Raw genomic sequence first — 12,844 nt, forward strand, 5'->3', positions numbered from 1 at the left:
GTCGGAGCAGCGGGCAACCCGGTGCACCACGGTTCAGCTCGGTTCCGGCTCCGGCTGTGGTTCCGGCTGCCGTTCCGGCTCCGGCTGCGGATCCGGTTCCGGTTCCGGTTCCGGTTCCGGTTCCGGCTGCGGCTGTCGCGCCGGTGTGTCCCTCGGTTCCCACGCCGCGGTGGTCCGTACGTAGCCGTGGACCACGGAGGCCATCGCCAGCATGAGCAGAGGGCCTGACACCCACGGATACTCGGCCATCCGCGACGGCAGGAAGCGATAGGACAGCAGCAGCGCGGCGAAGACCGTCGCTCCGTAAGCGGCCAGTCGGACCCCTGCCCGGTCCCAGCCCCGGTCGAACGACCGCAGAGCCGCCTCGATCGTGAGCACGAACACCACGCCGGCGATGAGGTCCACGCCGTAGTGGTAGCCGAAGCCCAGCGTCGCGGTGAGCGTGGCGATCAGCCAGAACGTTCCTGCGTACCGCAGGGCGCGCGGGCCCTGCCGGGTGTGGAGGAAGAGCGCGACGGCCCACGCCGTGTGCAGGCTGGGCATGCAGTTCCGCGGGGTGATCCCGTCGAACGGCATGGGGTGCGGGGTGTCGATCGGCGGCGGCGTCCGCGGCCACAGGTCGGCCACCGCCCAGTGCTCGCTGGACGGGATGTCCGGCGCCCACAGGCTGACCGCCGCCCAGTACTCGGTGCCGGTGCCGTAGGCGAAGAGCGGTCCGACCACCGGGAAGACCATGTAGAAGGCCGGCCCGAGGAGGCCGATCACCAGGAAGGTGCGTACCAGGTGGTGGCCCGGGAAGCGGCGCTCGGCCGCCACCCCGCGCAGTTGGTACAGCGCGACGACGACCGCGGCCACCGCGAGCTGGCCGTAGACCACGTCGAGGACGTTGAAGCCGATGGGGCCGGTGGCGGTGACGATCCGGCCCACCAGCCACGACGGATCGCCCAACGCGTGATCGGCCGTCGCCACGTACTGGTCGAGCACCATGGGGCGGGTCTTCGAGGTGAGGAGCAGCCAGGTGTCACCGGTCTTGCGGCCGGCCACCAGCAGCAGACCCAGCCCGACGCCCTTCAGCAGCAGGACACGTTCCCGGCCGGTGCGGCGGGTGACCGCGATGACCGCGTGACCCAGGATCACCCACAACGCGCCGTTGCCGAAGGGATGGCCACCGGTCGTCCCGGCGTCCACCGCCCACCGGACCAGTGAGAAGGCGATGTCGATACCGATCGCCGCGCCCACCGCGATGAACCGCTGCCGCCAGGTGAGGACCACCGCCGTCAACGCCATGGCGGCGTACAGCAGGCCGCCCGACTTGGGGGCGACCACCACTTCTCGCACCTGGGTGGTGATCGGCCCCGGCAGGCCGTGGCGACGCGCGGCGAACTCCAGCAGGATGAGGAATCCGAGGGCCGCGACACCCGCCACGGCCCAGAGTCTCGCCCGTGGTCGACGCCCCGCGGAAAGCGCGGCCCTCCGGCTTATTCGAGAAACGTCCTGCGGTGGCATGTGTCTCACTTCTTGGCTGGTCCGTCAGATGTCGGTCATGTCAGGGCGGGTTTCGCTCGTCGTCTTCCGGCCGGAACCGCTTTCCCTTCACGAAGCGCTGCCCGTCGAAGCAAGACGGAAAGATCACAGCCCGGGTTGCGACGGGTCCGTCGTCACCGTCGCCCCACCTCTCGGTCCGACGCGATCGCGCCGGTCAGGCCCTCGACGGGGGTTCCGGTCTCGTCCCGGATCGGGCGGACGGCCTCGACACGGCGACGCCGGGACACACGTCCACGCCCCGGGGAGGACACACCATCCCAAAGGTGTGAGCACTTCGGCCACTACTGTCCTGATGCCGCTCATCTGAGCGCTTGAGTGACACCTGCCCGCCGACTGCTCACGGTTTTCGGCACGGTACCCGTATCGGGGCCCACAGCCTCAGGCCGCGGGAACCTCCCCCCACCACCCGGAGGGACACCGTCCCCCTCCCCACCCGATCCTGCGGGAACCACGGTGACGAGCGGGTGAGCGCAGCCCGTAGCCGTAGCCCGCAGCCCGCGCGCGTCCTCGAAGAGCATGTCGATGGTGGAGCTCATCCGCTCCTGCGCACGCCCGGTGTCGCCTCCACCGTTTCCTCGGTCACGGACCGGGGCGGAGAGCGGTGGTGGGTACAGGGGAGCCGGGGGCAGGGAGCCGGGGCAGGGAAGTCGGGGGCGGGGGTGCCGGGCGGGCGGCCTACGACGTCGTCGGTCACCCGGTTCGCCTCGTCACCGTGTGCCGGTGACCGGGAGGGCGAAGCTCAGTCGGTAGCCGCCGTCCGGGGTGGGGCCGCAGGTGACGGTGCCGCCGAGCAGCTCGGCACGCTGGCGCAGGCCGACCAGGCCGTGGTGGGCGCCGGGAAGGGAGAGAGCGGGACGCGTCGGCGGTGAGTTGGTGACGGTGACACGGACCGTTGCGTGCTCGTGGCGGATGCGAACGACCGCTGTCGCGCCGGGGGCGTGCTTCCGCACGTTGGTCAGCGCCTCCTGGACGGTGCGGTAGACGGCGCGCTGGACCGGCGGTGGCAGACCGTCCGGCAGGTCCGTCCGCAGCTCGGTCTCGATACCGCTGTTGTCGACCAGCCGCCGGAGATCGGCGAGCGAGGGCTGCGGGACCAGTTCCACGGGATCGCCCCCGGCGGTGCGCAGGACGCTGACCATGTGCCGCAGCTCTTCCAGCGTCTGCACACTCAGCTTCCGGATCGTGGCCGCGGCCTGCCGGACGTCGGTGTCGCGGCTGCCGACCTGGAGTGCCCCGGCCCGCACCGCGATGAGGCTGACCTGGTGGGCGACGACGTCGTGCATCTCGCGGGCGAGGGTCGTGCGTTCCCTGGCCAGCACGGTCTGGGCGGTCAGCTGCCGCTCGTGGTCGCGGGCCCGGGAGATCTCCGCGAGCCGCAACGACAGATCGCGCCGGGCCTGCACGAGCTGACCGAGGAAGACCGGGGCGGCCGCCGTCGCCGCCGTGTAGCCCATGGCGATGAAGGTCGACGGTGCCGAGAAGTCGAATCCCGGCGAGGGCAACGAGACCAGATCGCTGAAGGTGAACGCCACGGCGCAGACGACCAGCAGAGTGCGGCCACGGGTGAGCGAGGCGAGCGTGTACAGCGCGGCCAGGGCGGCGAAGACCGAGTCGGAGAGGAGAACGGCGGGAAGGGTGAGCAGGAACGTCAGCCTCGGCAGGCGCCGGCGCAGGAGAAGGACGAACGCGGCGACCAGGGCGCAGACCAAGCGCAGCGGCTCGGAGGCGTCGGCATGGACCCAGACATCGAGCAACGCCACCGCGACGAGGGCGGCGTCCAGCAGGGGGGCGGGCGGGCGGCGGGTGCTCATGCTCCCTCCCGGTCCCGCGGGGTCCTGAGGAAGCCGGCGCGTTCCGCGAGCAGGGCGGCCTGGACGCGGCTGCCCACCTCCAGCTTGGTGAGGACGGCGCTCACATGGTCCTTGACCGTGCCGGTGCTCAGATGCATCCGTGCGGCGATGTCGGCGTTGGTCAGGCCCTCGGCGACGGCTGCGAGTACGGCACGCTCGCGGTCGGTGAGCCGGTCGAGGCTGCGGACGGCCGCCTGCTGCGGGCCGGCGTTCAGGTAGCCGTCCACGACGGTTCGGGTGACCTCCGACGACAGGACGGTGCCGCCGGCTGCCAGAGTCCGCACCAGGGAGGGCAGCTGCTCCGGGTCGGTGTCCTTGAGCAGGAAGCCGGCGGCGCCCGAGCGCAGTGCCGCGGTGACGTACTCGTCCATGCCGAACGTCGTGAGCATGGCCACCACCGGAGGGTGCGGCAGCGCGCGCAGGTCGGCCAGGACGGTGAGGCCGTCCACGTCGGGCATGCGGATGTCCAGCAGTACGACGGCGGGGCGTCGCTCCTGTGCCGTTCGGACCGCCCGACCGCCGGAAACCGCCGCCACGACCTCGATGTCGTCCGCCGCCTCGAGGATGTGCTGGAAACCGGTACGGATCAGCGCCTCGTCGTCGACCACCATCACCCGGATCATGCGTGCTCCACTCGCCGTCGGGCCCCACTGTCCGATGCGTACCCACCACCGGGCGCGCTTCCCGGTGCCGGGACCGACAGCCGCCGGGTGGCGGGGGTGTTCCAGCCGGTCGGCGGGACGGCTCTGGACAGGTGCCGGATGGGTTCACCGGCGGCGGTGCCCGACTGTGGAGGCAGCGGGCAGTACCTCGTCGCAGAAGGGAGAGCAGCCGGATGTCGATCAGTCTGACGTTCCTCTGTCCGGTCGCCGGGGACGACACGGGCCGGCCGATCTTCGATGACCTTGCGGCGCGCGAGCGCGGCCCGGTCGGCACAGACGTCGTCGGAGCGGTCCCGACCCGGTACTCGACGGCCGTCCGGGCGCCTTCCCTCCGCTGCGCGCGGACCGCTCACGCTCTCGCCCTCACGACCGAGGTGGAGCCCGCGCTACGCGACTTCGACTACGGCGAATGGCGCGGCCGCAGCGCCGCCGAAGTCGCCGTCACCGATCCCTACGGGCTCTCCGCCCTGCTGACGGACCCGGATGCCGTACCCCACGGGGGCGAATCCGTGCGCCGATTCTGCCGACGGATCGCGGACTGGATCGACGGCCTGCCGCCGCACGCGGGACACGTGGTGGCCGTCACCGAGCCGGCCGTGGCCCGGGCCGCGCTGGTCCACGCCCTGTCGGCTCCGGTGACCGCGTTCTGGCACATCACGGTGGGGGCGTCGGTCACGGTGTGCCTGTCCTCCCGGAACGGCCGTCGGCACGTGCGCCCCGGCCCCACGCCGCGGGTCGAGCCGGGTGGTTTTCGGGCAGCCCCCGCGGCAAGGCGTCGGCATCGCCGCAATCCGCTGAGCGTCGCGCTCGGCTCGGCGACTCCCGACTCGTACCCGTAGCCCGCCCACAGCCCGCCCACAGCCCGCCCACAGCCCGCCCGTGAGGCGATACCCGGCTCCGGGCCCGGCAGCTCACGGGCAAGCGCCCTCGCAGGTCAGGAAGTACGTCCGAGCAAGTTCATCCGTCCGTACCCGTGCACGATCACCGGTTCCGACCGTCGCCCACATGCCCCCGGTGCTGACGTGAGAACCGGTCGCCCGCGGGTACTCGGGGGTGAGCGGCGGTGAGCGTACCGCCCACGCCACACGGAAGGGTGGTTCCACGGCGCAGCAGGTCCCCGAGACCAGCGAGGCCATGACGAGCGCCCCGGCGACCGTCGAACTCAGGCCTCGGTGACGGCTGTGACCCGGATGACGCGGGACCAGGACGTCGGTGCCGTCCTGGTCACCGAGGGCGAGTGGTCGCACCGGCCCGCAGGCACATGGCAGACGAGCACCGAGAGGAGCGTGCGCCATGACGACTCCTGATCCCGATCCCAGGCGGACCCCGGGAATCAAGCCGGGCGGCGGTGTGTCCCCCGGTGAGACACCACCCGCCGAAGGTGGCATCTCCGGTATCTCGTATCCGGAGCCGCACGAACTGCGCAAGGGGTGGGGGCCGATGGCGCTCGTCCTGATCATGGTGGTGGTGGCGCTGGTGGCGATCGGACTGATCGCCATGGTGGTGTCCCTGGTCACGTAGCACTTCGGTTGCCGGTCGGCCCCGGCGGCCGAGCCGCTCGGCCGCCGGGGTCGACGGATCTGTCCGCTTCAGGAAGCCGGCTGAACGCCGAAACCGGAAGCCGGGGCCCGAGCGGCCGGAGACCCGCCGCCCGGCGCCCCCGATCTCCGCACGTACCCGCGCCGCCGTCGGCCCTACGCCATGGTTCAGCTTCCGACGGGTGAATCCAGCCGCTCGGTGGCCGACTGTCGGCCTGACAGCGGGAAGGTCATTCTGCACACCGATCATCGATGAGCACGGAGCGTCCCCATGCCGAAGTTCCTCATCCAGGCCACCTACACGTCCGAGGGTGCGAAGGGCCTGCTCAAGGACGGCGCGAGCAGCCGCCGCGCCGCCGTCGACCAGGTCGTCACCGGCCTCGGCGGGGAGGTCGAGGCCATGTACTTCGCCTTCGGGGAGAGCGACACCGTGATCGTCGTCGACTTCCCCGACGCGGTCTCCATGGCCGCCGTCAGTCTCGCCGTCAAGGCCAGCGGCGCCCTTCAGACCCGGGCCACCCCGCTCCTCACCCTCGACGAGGTCGACGAGGCCACCCGCCGAGAGGTCACCTTCCGCGCCCCGGGCAGGTAGCCGGAAGCCACGGGTGTTTCCGGTGAGACCCGGTCCCTCCCTCGGCGACCGAGCGCCCGGGTAATTCGCCGGCGCGCGTCGGGCGGATTCCGCACGCTGTCACCGTGGGAGAACCTCAGCATCAGATCCGCGCCCGCTCCACCGGCTCCACAGTCGTCGTCTACCAGGCGTACCGACCGGAGATCGGCCTGCCCGCAGCCCGCGAGGGCCGCTTCCCGGCGGCCTGGAAGCGGGACCGGATGACGTGGATCAAGCCGTCCTTCCTCTGGATGATGTACCGCTGCGGGTGGGGGACCAAGGAGGGGCAGGAGGTCGTGCTCGCGGTCGAGATCACCCGTGAGGGCTTCGAGTGGGCGCTGGAGCATGCCTGCCTGTCCCACTACGAGCGTGGGCTGCACGCCGACCGGGCCGCCTGGAGGCGGGAGTTGAAGCGGGCTCCGGCGCGGGTCCAGTGGGACCCCGAGCGCGATGTGCACCTGCGGCCGCTCGCCCACCGCTCGCTGCAGCTCGGACTCGCCGGTGAGGCGGCACGCCGTTACGCGGACGAGTGGACGGTCTCCGTCACCGACACCACCGCCCTCGCGCACGAGATCCACGGGCTCGTGCGGGACGGCGACCTGGAAGCCACCCGGCGGCTTCTTCCCCACGAGCCGCCCTACCCCGTTCCCGAAGGGCTCCTGGAACACCTGCGGCCATGCGTGCGGTCGTCGGCCGAGACGTCCGTCATGGTCCGGAGCCGGGTGGTGTCGTAGGAGCCCCGCTCGTTACGTCCGGTGTCGCGGGGTACTCGTGGGGCACCGCTGCCGGTGGATGTGCGTGCAGCGGGCCACCCGCCCCCGATGCCGGAGCGATCGTGAAAGCACTCGTCGTCAACCGCACTCTCAAGCGGTCCCCCGAGCCTTCCCACACCGAGGCACCGGCCTCCGTGGTCGCGGAGCGGCTCTCCGAACAGAACGTGCAGGTCACATCCGTACGGGCCGTCGACCTGGCCATCGCCCCCGGTGTGGCCACCGATGCCGGCGACGGCGACGAGTGGCCCCGGGTCCACTCGAAGCTCCTGGATTCCGAGATCCTGGTCATCGCCTCGCCCACCTGGCCGGGCCGGCCGTCCTCGGTGGCGCAGCGCGTCCTCGAACGCATGAACGCGATGATGTCCGGGACGGACGACGCGGACCGCCCCGTCGCCTACCACCGCGTGGCCGGTGTGGTGGTCACCGGGAACGAGGACGGCGCGCACCACGTCATCAGCGAGATCTCCGGGGGCCTCGCCCACATCGGTGACACGATCCCCGGCCAGGCCTGGACGTACTGGCACCTCGGCCCCGGTCCGGGGCCCGACTACCTGGACGAACAGCGGGGCCGCGACTGGGCGCACAGCATTGGTCACGCCATGGCCGACAACCTCCTCGGTGTCGCGCGGGCCCTGTCGGCGCTGCCCCTGCGGGCAGGTGGCTGAGGGAGGCACCCATGACAGTCCCCGTGCCGGCCTCCGTGTCGGCCGAATCCCGCACCGCCGCCCCCCGTCTGCGCCACTGGGTCCCCAGAGGCGTGTACGCCCCGCAGACCGACACCGGGCTCCTGAGGCGGGCGTTGCGTCGCGAGCGGATCACGGGAGAGACGGACGTGCTGGACCTCGGCACCGGAAGCGGCCTGCTCGCGGTGGAGGCGGCCCGGCTCGGCGGCCGGGTCACCGCGGTCGACATCTCGTGGAGGGCGCTCGCCACCACCTGGTGGAACGCCCGGCTGAACGGCCAGTCCCTGCGGGTGCGCCACGGCGACCTGGCGACGGCCGTGCCCGGCCGCCGCTTCGACCTGGTGATCACCAACCCGCCCTACGTGCCCACCCCGGGCACCGCGCCGCCGCGGGGCCCCGCCCGGGCCTGGGACGCCGGTTCGGACGGCCGGCTGCTGATCGACCGCATCTGCGACAGCGCGCCGACGGTCCTGCGGCCGGCCGGGACGCTCCTGCTCGTGCACTCGCACCTGTGCGGTGTCGACGACACCCTGACCCGGCTGGAGGGGGCCGGTCTGCGCCCGGAGGTGGTCGACCGGACCCGGCTGCCCTTCGGCCGGGTGCTGCGCTCACGGCTCGCCTGGCTGCGCGAGCAGGGTCTGGCGGCCGACGGAACGACGGAGGAGCTGGTGGTCATCCGTGCCGAACACGCCTGAACGCCCCCGCCGCGTCCGCGTCCAGCGCGACGGGCCGCTGCTCATCGAGGGGCCGGTCGAAGTGGTGGGCGAGGACGGCGAGGTGATGGTCTCCCAGCGCTTCACCGTGGCCGTCTGCACCTGTCGCCGGAGCCGCATCTTTCCCTGGTGCGACACCAGTCATCGGCGCCGCTGCAAGCCCTCCGGCCCGGGCTCCCGTACCGAGCGGAAGGAGGGCGAGGCCCCGTGACCGGCTCCGCGTCCCGGCGCCGGCTCCGGCTGCTGTCTCCGCCGCTGCCCGAGCCGCGCGGCCCGCTCTCCGCCGCGGTGACGGCCCTGCTGCGGGGCGCGGACTCCGGGAGTCCGGCCCCTGGGAGTACGGCCCCCGGGAGTGTGCCGTCTCCCGAGCGGTGTTCCGCCTACGGCGACGACCTGCAACTCGCCCTCTACATCCTCTACGAACTGCACTACCAGGGCTTCCAGGGCGTTCCCGACAGCCTGGAGTGGGACGGTGGCCTGCTGGCCTGGCGGGGTGCGCTCGAGCGTCGCTTCCTGGGCGCGCTGCGCGCGGACGTGCCGGTGGACGCCACGGACACGGCCCGGCAGGCGCTGGACGAGCTCCAGCTCGAACCGGTCGGCGACGACGGCGGTGTCTCCCACTTCCTCCGCGACGAGGGCGGCCTCGGCCACCTGCGTGAGTACGCCGCGCTGCGCTCGCTGTACCACCTCAAGGAGGCGGACCCGCACGCCTGGGTCCTCCCGCGGCTCCACGGGCGGGCCAAGGCCGCCATGGTCGCCGTCGAGTTCGACGAGTTCGGTGCGGGCCGCGCCGACGAGATCCACGCGGAACTGTTCGCCGACCTCATGGAGGACCTGCGGCTGGACACGGCGTACGGCCACTACGTCGACGCCGCGCCGGCCGAGGCGCTCGCCACCGTCAACCTGATGTCCCTGTTCGGTCTGCACCGCGCCCTGCGCGCGGCGCTCGTCGGGCACTTCGCCGCCGTCGAGACGACCTCGTCCCCGGGCTCGCGCCGTCTCGCCGAGGCGCTGCGCCGCGTGGGCGCGGGCCCGGCGGCCGTCCGGTTCTACGCCGAGCACGTGGAGGCGGACGCGGTGCACGAGCAGGTCGTACGGCACGACGTGGTCGGCGGGCTCCTGGAGGGCGAACCGCACCTGGATCCCGAGGTGGTGTTCGGGATCCGCGCGACCTCCCACCTGGAGGACCGCCTGGCGGCCAGGCTGCTCGGCGCCTGGCGCGAGGGCGCCACGGCACTGCGCGGGAACAGACCGCTGGAAGCCGGCATCCGCTCTTCGGTTTAGCGGCCCAGGCCCAGTCCCAGTCCCAGGCCCAGACTCGAGTTCAGGCTCAGGCTCAGGAAAGGCGGTTCCTCCGATGCCTCGCACTCCTTTCGACGCTTTTGGCCCCGAGGGCTCCGGTTCCGTGTTCTCCGGCGCCGACGCGGCCCGGCTGGTGACGGCGCTCGGCGAGGAGGTGGACGCCGAGGTCAGGTTCGACGCGGGCAGCAGAGGCGCGTACTCCACCGACGGCTCGAACTACCGCCAGGTCCCGATCGGTGTCGTGGTGCCCCGCACGGTGGAGGCCGGGGCGCGGGCCGTGCGGGTGTGCGCCCGTCTCGGCGCCCCGGTGCTGTCGCGGGGTGGCGGCACCAGCCTCGCGGGCCAGTCGACGAACACGGCCGTCGTGATCGACTGGAGCAAGCACTGCCACGGGCTGGTCTCCGTCGATCCCGACGCGCGGACCTGCGTGGTCGAACCGGGGATCGTCCTGGACGCGCTCAACCGGCGGCTGTCGGACCACCGGCTCCAGTTCGGGCCGAAGCCCTCCACGCACAGCCACTGCGCCCTGGGCGGCATGATCGGCAACAACTCGTGCGGCGCGTCCGCGCAGGCGTACGGCAAGACCGTGGACAACGTGCGCCGCCTGGAGGTGCTCACCTACGACGGCGTCCGGATGTGGGTGGGGCCGACGTCCGCGGCCGAGCGGGCGCGGATCGCCGCGGAGGGCGGCCGCCGCGCCGAGCTGTACGCCGGTCTGGACCGCATCGTCACCGAGAACCTCGCCGACATCCGGCACGGCTACCCGAAGATCCCGCGCCGGGTCTCCGGCTACAACCTCGACTCCCTGCTGCCGGAGAACGGCTTCGACGTGGCCGGAGCGCTGGTCGGCAGCGAGGGCACCCTGGTGACCGTGCTGCACGCCGAGCTCGATCTGGTGCCGGTGCCGGCGTACCGGTCGCTGCTGGTCCTCGGCTACGACGACATCCGCGCCGCCGCCGACGACGTCCCCCGCCTGCTGGAGCACTGCGCCCCGAACCAACTGGAGGCCCTGGACGGGCGGATGGCCCAGCTGATGCGCGAGGAGCACGCCTACCTGGAGTCGCTGGACACCCTGCCGGAGGGCGACAGCTGGCTGCTGGTGCAGTTCGGCGGCGACAGCCAGGACGACGTCGACGAGCAGGCGCACGCCCTGCTGCGCGCCCTCGGCCGGTCCGAGAAGGGCGGCGACGTCGCCTTCTCCGACGACCCGGAACGCGAGCAGCGCATGCTCAGGGCGCGCGAGGCCGGACTCGGCGTCACCGCGCGCCCGCCCGACGACCGGGAGACCTGGGAGGGCTGGGAGGACTCGGCGGTCCCGCCCGACCGGCTCGGCGACTATCTGCGGGACCTGGAGGAGCTGTTCGAGGAGTTCGACTACGACCACCCGTCCCTGTACGGGCACTTCGGGCAGGGCTGCGTCCACACCCGCATCCCGTTCGGGCTCAGGACCGCCGGGGGCGTGGCCGACTTCCGCCGCTTCCTGGAGCGGGCCGCCGACCTCGTCGTCTCCTACGGCGGCTCCCTGTCGGGCGAGCACGGCGACGGCCAGTCCCGCGGTGAGCTGCTCACCCGTATGTTCGGCGAGCGGCTGGTGACCGCGTTCGGCGAGCTGAAGGCGCTGTTCGACCCCGGCAACCGGATGAACCCGGGCAAGATCGTCCACCCCCACCCCGTCGACGGGCAGTTGCGGCTGGGCTCCTCCTGGCGTCCGGCCACCCCCGCGACGCACTTCGACTTCCCCGAGGACGACCACTCCTTCAACCGCGCGGTGCTGCGCTGCGTCGGCATCGGCAACTGCCGCAGCCACTCCGGCGGCGTCATGTGCCCCTCCTACCGGGCCACCCGGGAGGAGGAGCACTCCACCCGCGGTCGGGCCCGGCTGCTGTTCGAGATGCTCGACGGCCACGCCGACTCGGCCGTCACCGACGGCTGGCGCTCCACGGAGGTACGCGACGCGCTGGACCTGTGCCTGGCCTGCAAGGGCTGCAAGTCGGACTGTCCGACCGGTGTCGACATGGCCACCCTCAAGGCGGAGTTCCTCTCCCACCACTACGAGGGCCGGACGCGTCCCGCGACCCACTACTCGATGGGCTGGCTGCCCGTGTGGGCGCGCCTGTCCCGCGTCGCCCCCTCACTGGTCAACTCGGCGCTCCATGCGCCCGGTCTCGCCCGCGCGGGCAAGCGGCTGGCCGGCGTCGACGCGGCCCGCCCGGCGCCCGTGCTCGCCGAGCGGTCCTTCCTCCAGTGGTGGCGGGACCGCGCCGGCGAGGAACCCGACCCGGCCGACCCGCACACCGTCGTGCTGTGGCCCGACACGTTCAGCACCTACTTCCACCCCGCCGTCGCCGTCTCGGCCGTACGCGTCCTGGAGGACGCCGGCTTCCGCGTCACCGTGCCCACCGAGCCGGTGTGCTGCGGCCTGACCTGGATCTCCACCGGCCAGCTCACCGTCGCGCGCAAGGTGCTGCGCCGCACCCTCCGCGTCCTGCGGCCCCACCTCGAGGCGGGCACCCCGGTCATCGGTCTCGAACCGTCCTGCACCGCCGTCCTGCGCTCCGACGCCACCGAGCTGATGTCCACCGACCAGGACGTACGGCGGCTGGCCGGACAGGTCCGCACCTTCGCCGAACACCTCGTCCACCACGCGCCCGACGACTGGCGGCCGCCCGGGCTCGCGCGGCACGCGACCGTGCAGACCCACTGCCACCAGCACGCGATCATGAAGTTCGACGCCGACCGGGAGCTGATGCGCCGCGCCCACCTGGACGCCGACGTCCTGGACGAGGGCTGCTGCGGGCTGGCCGGCGACTTCGGCTTCACCCGCGGCCACCACGAGGTCTCGATGGCGATCGCGGAGCAGGGCGTCCTGCCCGCCGTCCGCGCGGCGGCACCCGACCGCCTGCTGCTCGCCGACGGCTTCAGCTGCCGCACCCAGATCGAACAGGGCGGCACCGGGCGGCGGGCCCTGCACCTGGCGGAGGCCCTGGCCCTCGGCCTGGAGGGGACCCTCCCGAGCGAGCACCCCGAACGCCTGGCCGTGCGCCCCGGCCCGCCCTCCCGCGCGGCCCGGTGGGCGGCCACCGCGGGCGCCGCCGCCCTCACCTCGGCCGCCGCGACGACGGCCGGCCGGGCCGCCCTGCGCTCGCTGCACCGCACCTGACCCTGCTC

General features: G+C 72.7%; 13 protein-coding genes. 10 read left to right on the forward strand and 3 right to left on the reverse strand.

Going from position 1 to position 12,844, the window contains the following annotated elements:
- Positions 1-33: 33 nt before the first annotated feature.
- From ACTWJ9_RS15770 to ACTWJ9_RS15780, 3 genes are all read right to left on the reverse strand, one after another.
- Positions 34-1,425 (reverse strand): phosphatase PAP2 family protein, encoded by a 1,392-nt coding sequence (locus ACTWJ9_RS15770; protein ID WP_443294339.1) that lies wholly within the window; start codon positions 1,423-1,425, stop codon positions 34-36.
- Positions 1,426-2,252: 827 nt separating this feature from the next.
- Positions 2,253-3,356, reverse strand: coding sequence for a sensor histidine kinase (locus ACTWJ9_RS15775; protein ID WP_279334864.1), 1,104 nt, complete (start codon positions 3,354-3,356; stop codon positions 2,253-2,255).
- Entirely contained in the window at positions 3,353-4,018 is a 666-nt protein-coding gene (locus tag ACTWJ9_RS15780; RefSeq protein ID WP_387040161.1) for a response regulator, read from the reverse strand. The genes ACTWJ9_RS15775 and ACTWJ9_RS15780 overlap by 4 nt, the downstream gene beginning before the upstream one ends.
- A gap of 212 nt (positions 4,019-4,230) precedes the next feature.
- On the opposite strand from ACTWJ9_RS15780, the gene ACTWJ9_RS15785 reads away from it, so the two are divergent.
- The 10 genes from ACTWJ9_RS15785 to ACTWJ9_RS15830 all read left to right on the forward strand — a co-directional run bounded on the left by ACTWJ9_RS15785 (position 4,231) and on the right by ACTWJ9_RS15830 (position 12,836).
- Positions 4,231-4,896 carry a histidine phosphatase family protein gene (locus tag ACTWJ9_RS15785; RefSeq protein ID WP_388704117.1) on the forward strand — a complete coding sequence of 222 codons (666 nt, stop codon included), beginning with the start codon at positions 4,231-4,233 and terminating at the stop codon, positions 4,894-4,896.
- 333 nt (positions 4,897-5,229) lie between these two features.
- The gene (locus ACTWJ9_RS15790; protein ID WP_279334867.1) at positions 5,230-5,364 is read left to right on the forward strand and encodes a hypothetical protein; all 135 of its coding nucleotides are present in this window, start codon (positions 5,230-5,232) and stop codon (positions 5,362-5,364) included.
- Positions 5,351-5,578, forward strand: coding sequence for a DUF6480 family protein (locus ACTWJ9_RS15795; protein ID WP_279334868.1), 228 nt, complete (start codon positions 5,351-5,353; stop codon positions 5,576-5,578). The genes ACTWJ9_RS15790 and ACTWJ9_RS15795 overlap by 14 nt, the downstream gene beginning before the upstream one ends.
- A 288-nt stretch (positions 5,579-5,866) precedes the next feature.
- Positions 5,867-6,187, forward strand: a complete 321-nt coding sequence (locus ACTWJ9_RS15800; RefSeq protein WP_387040378.1) for a GYD domain-containing protein — start codon at positions 5,867-5,869, stop codon at positions 6,185-6,187.
- A 104-nt stretch (positions 6,188-6,291) separates the two neighbouring features.
- Entirely contained in the window at positions 6,292-6,939 is a 648-nt protein-coding gene (locus tag ACTWJ9_RS15805) for a DUF4291 domain-containing protein (protein ID WP_388704122.1), read from the forward strand.
- Positions 6,940-7,040: 101 nt separating this feature from the next.
- The gene (locus ACTWJ9_RS15810) at positions 7,041-7,643 is read left to right on the forward strand and encodes a flavodoxin family protein (protein WP_443294340.1); all 603 of its coding nucleotides are present in this window, start codon (positions 7,041-7,043) and stop codon (positions 7,641-7,643) included.
- A gap of 11 nt (positions 7,644-7,654) precedes the next feature.
- Entirely contained in the window at positions 7,655-8,356 is a 702-nt protein-coding gene (locus ACTWJ9_RS15815; protein ID WP_279334872.1) for a HemK2/MTQ2 family protein methyltransferase, read from the forward strand.
- On the forward strand, positions 8,340-8,585 hold the full coding sequence (locus ACTWJ9_RS15820; RefSeq protein WP_279334873.1) for a CDGSH iron-sulfur domain-containing protein: 246 nt from the start codon (positions 8,340-8,342) through the stop codon (positions 8,583-8,585). The genes ACTWJ9_RS15815 and ACTWJ9_RS15820 overlap by 17 nt, the downstream gene beginning before the upstream one ends.
- A complete protein-coding gene (locus ACTWJ9_RS15825; protein ID WP_279334874.1) occupies positions 8,582-9,658 on the forward strand; it encodes an iron-containing redox enzyme family protein in 1,077 nt (358 codons plus the stop codon). The genes ACTWJ9_RS15820 and ACTWJ9_RS15825 overlap by 4 nt, the downstream gene beginning before the upstream one ends.
- Positions 9,659-9,731: 73 nt before the next feature.
- Positions 9,732-12,836, forward strand: a complete 3,105-nt coding sequence (locus ACTWJ9_RS15830) for an FAD-binding and (Fe-S)-binding domain-containing protein (RefSeq protein ID WP_443294341.1) — start codon at positions 9,732-9,734, stop codon at positions 12,834-12,836.
- The last annotated feature ends 8 nt before the right edge of the window (positions 12,837-12,844 follow it).

The organism is Streptomyces sp. GDS52 (genome assembly GCF_052246875.1).
Taxonomy (GTDB): Bacteria; Actinomycetota; Actinomycetes; order Streptomycetales; family Streptomycetaceae; genus Streptomyces; species Streptomyces cathayae.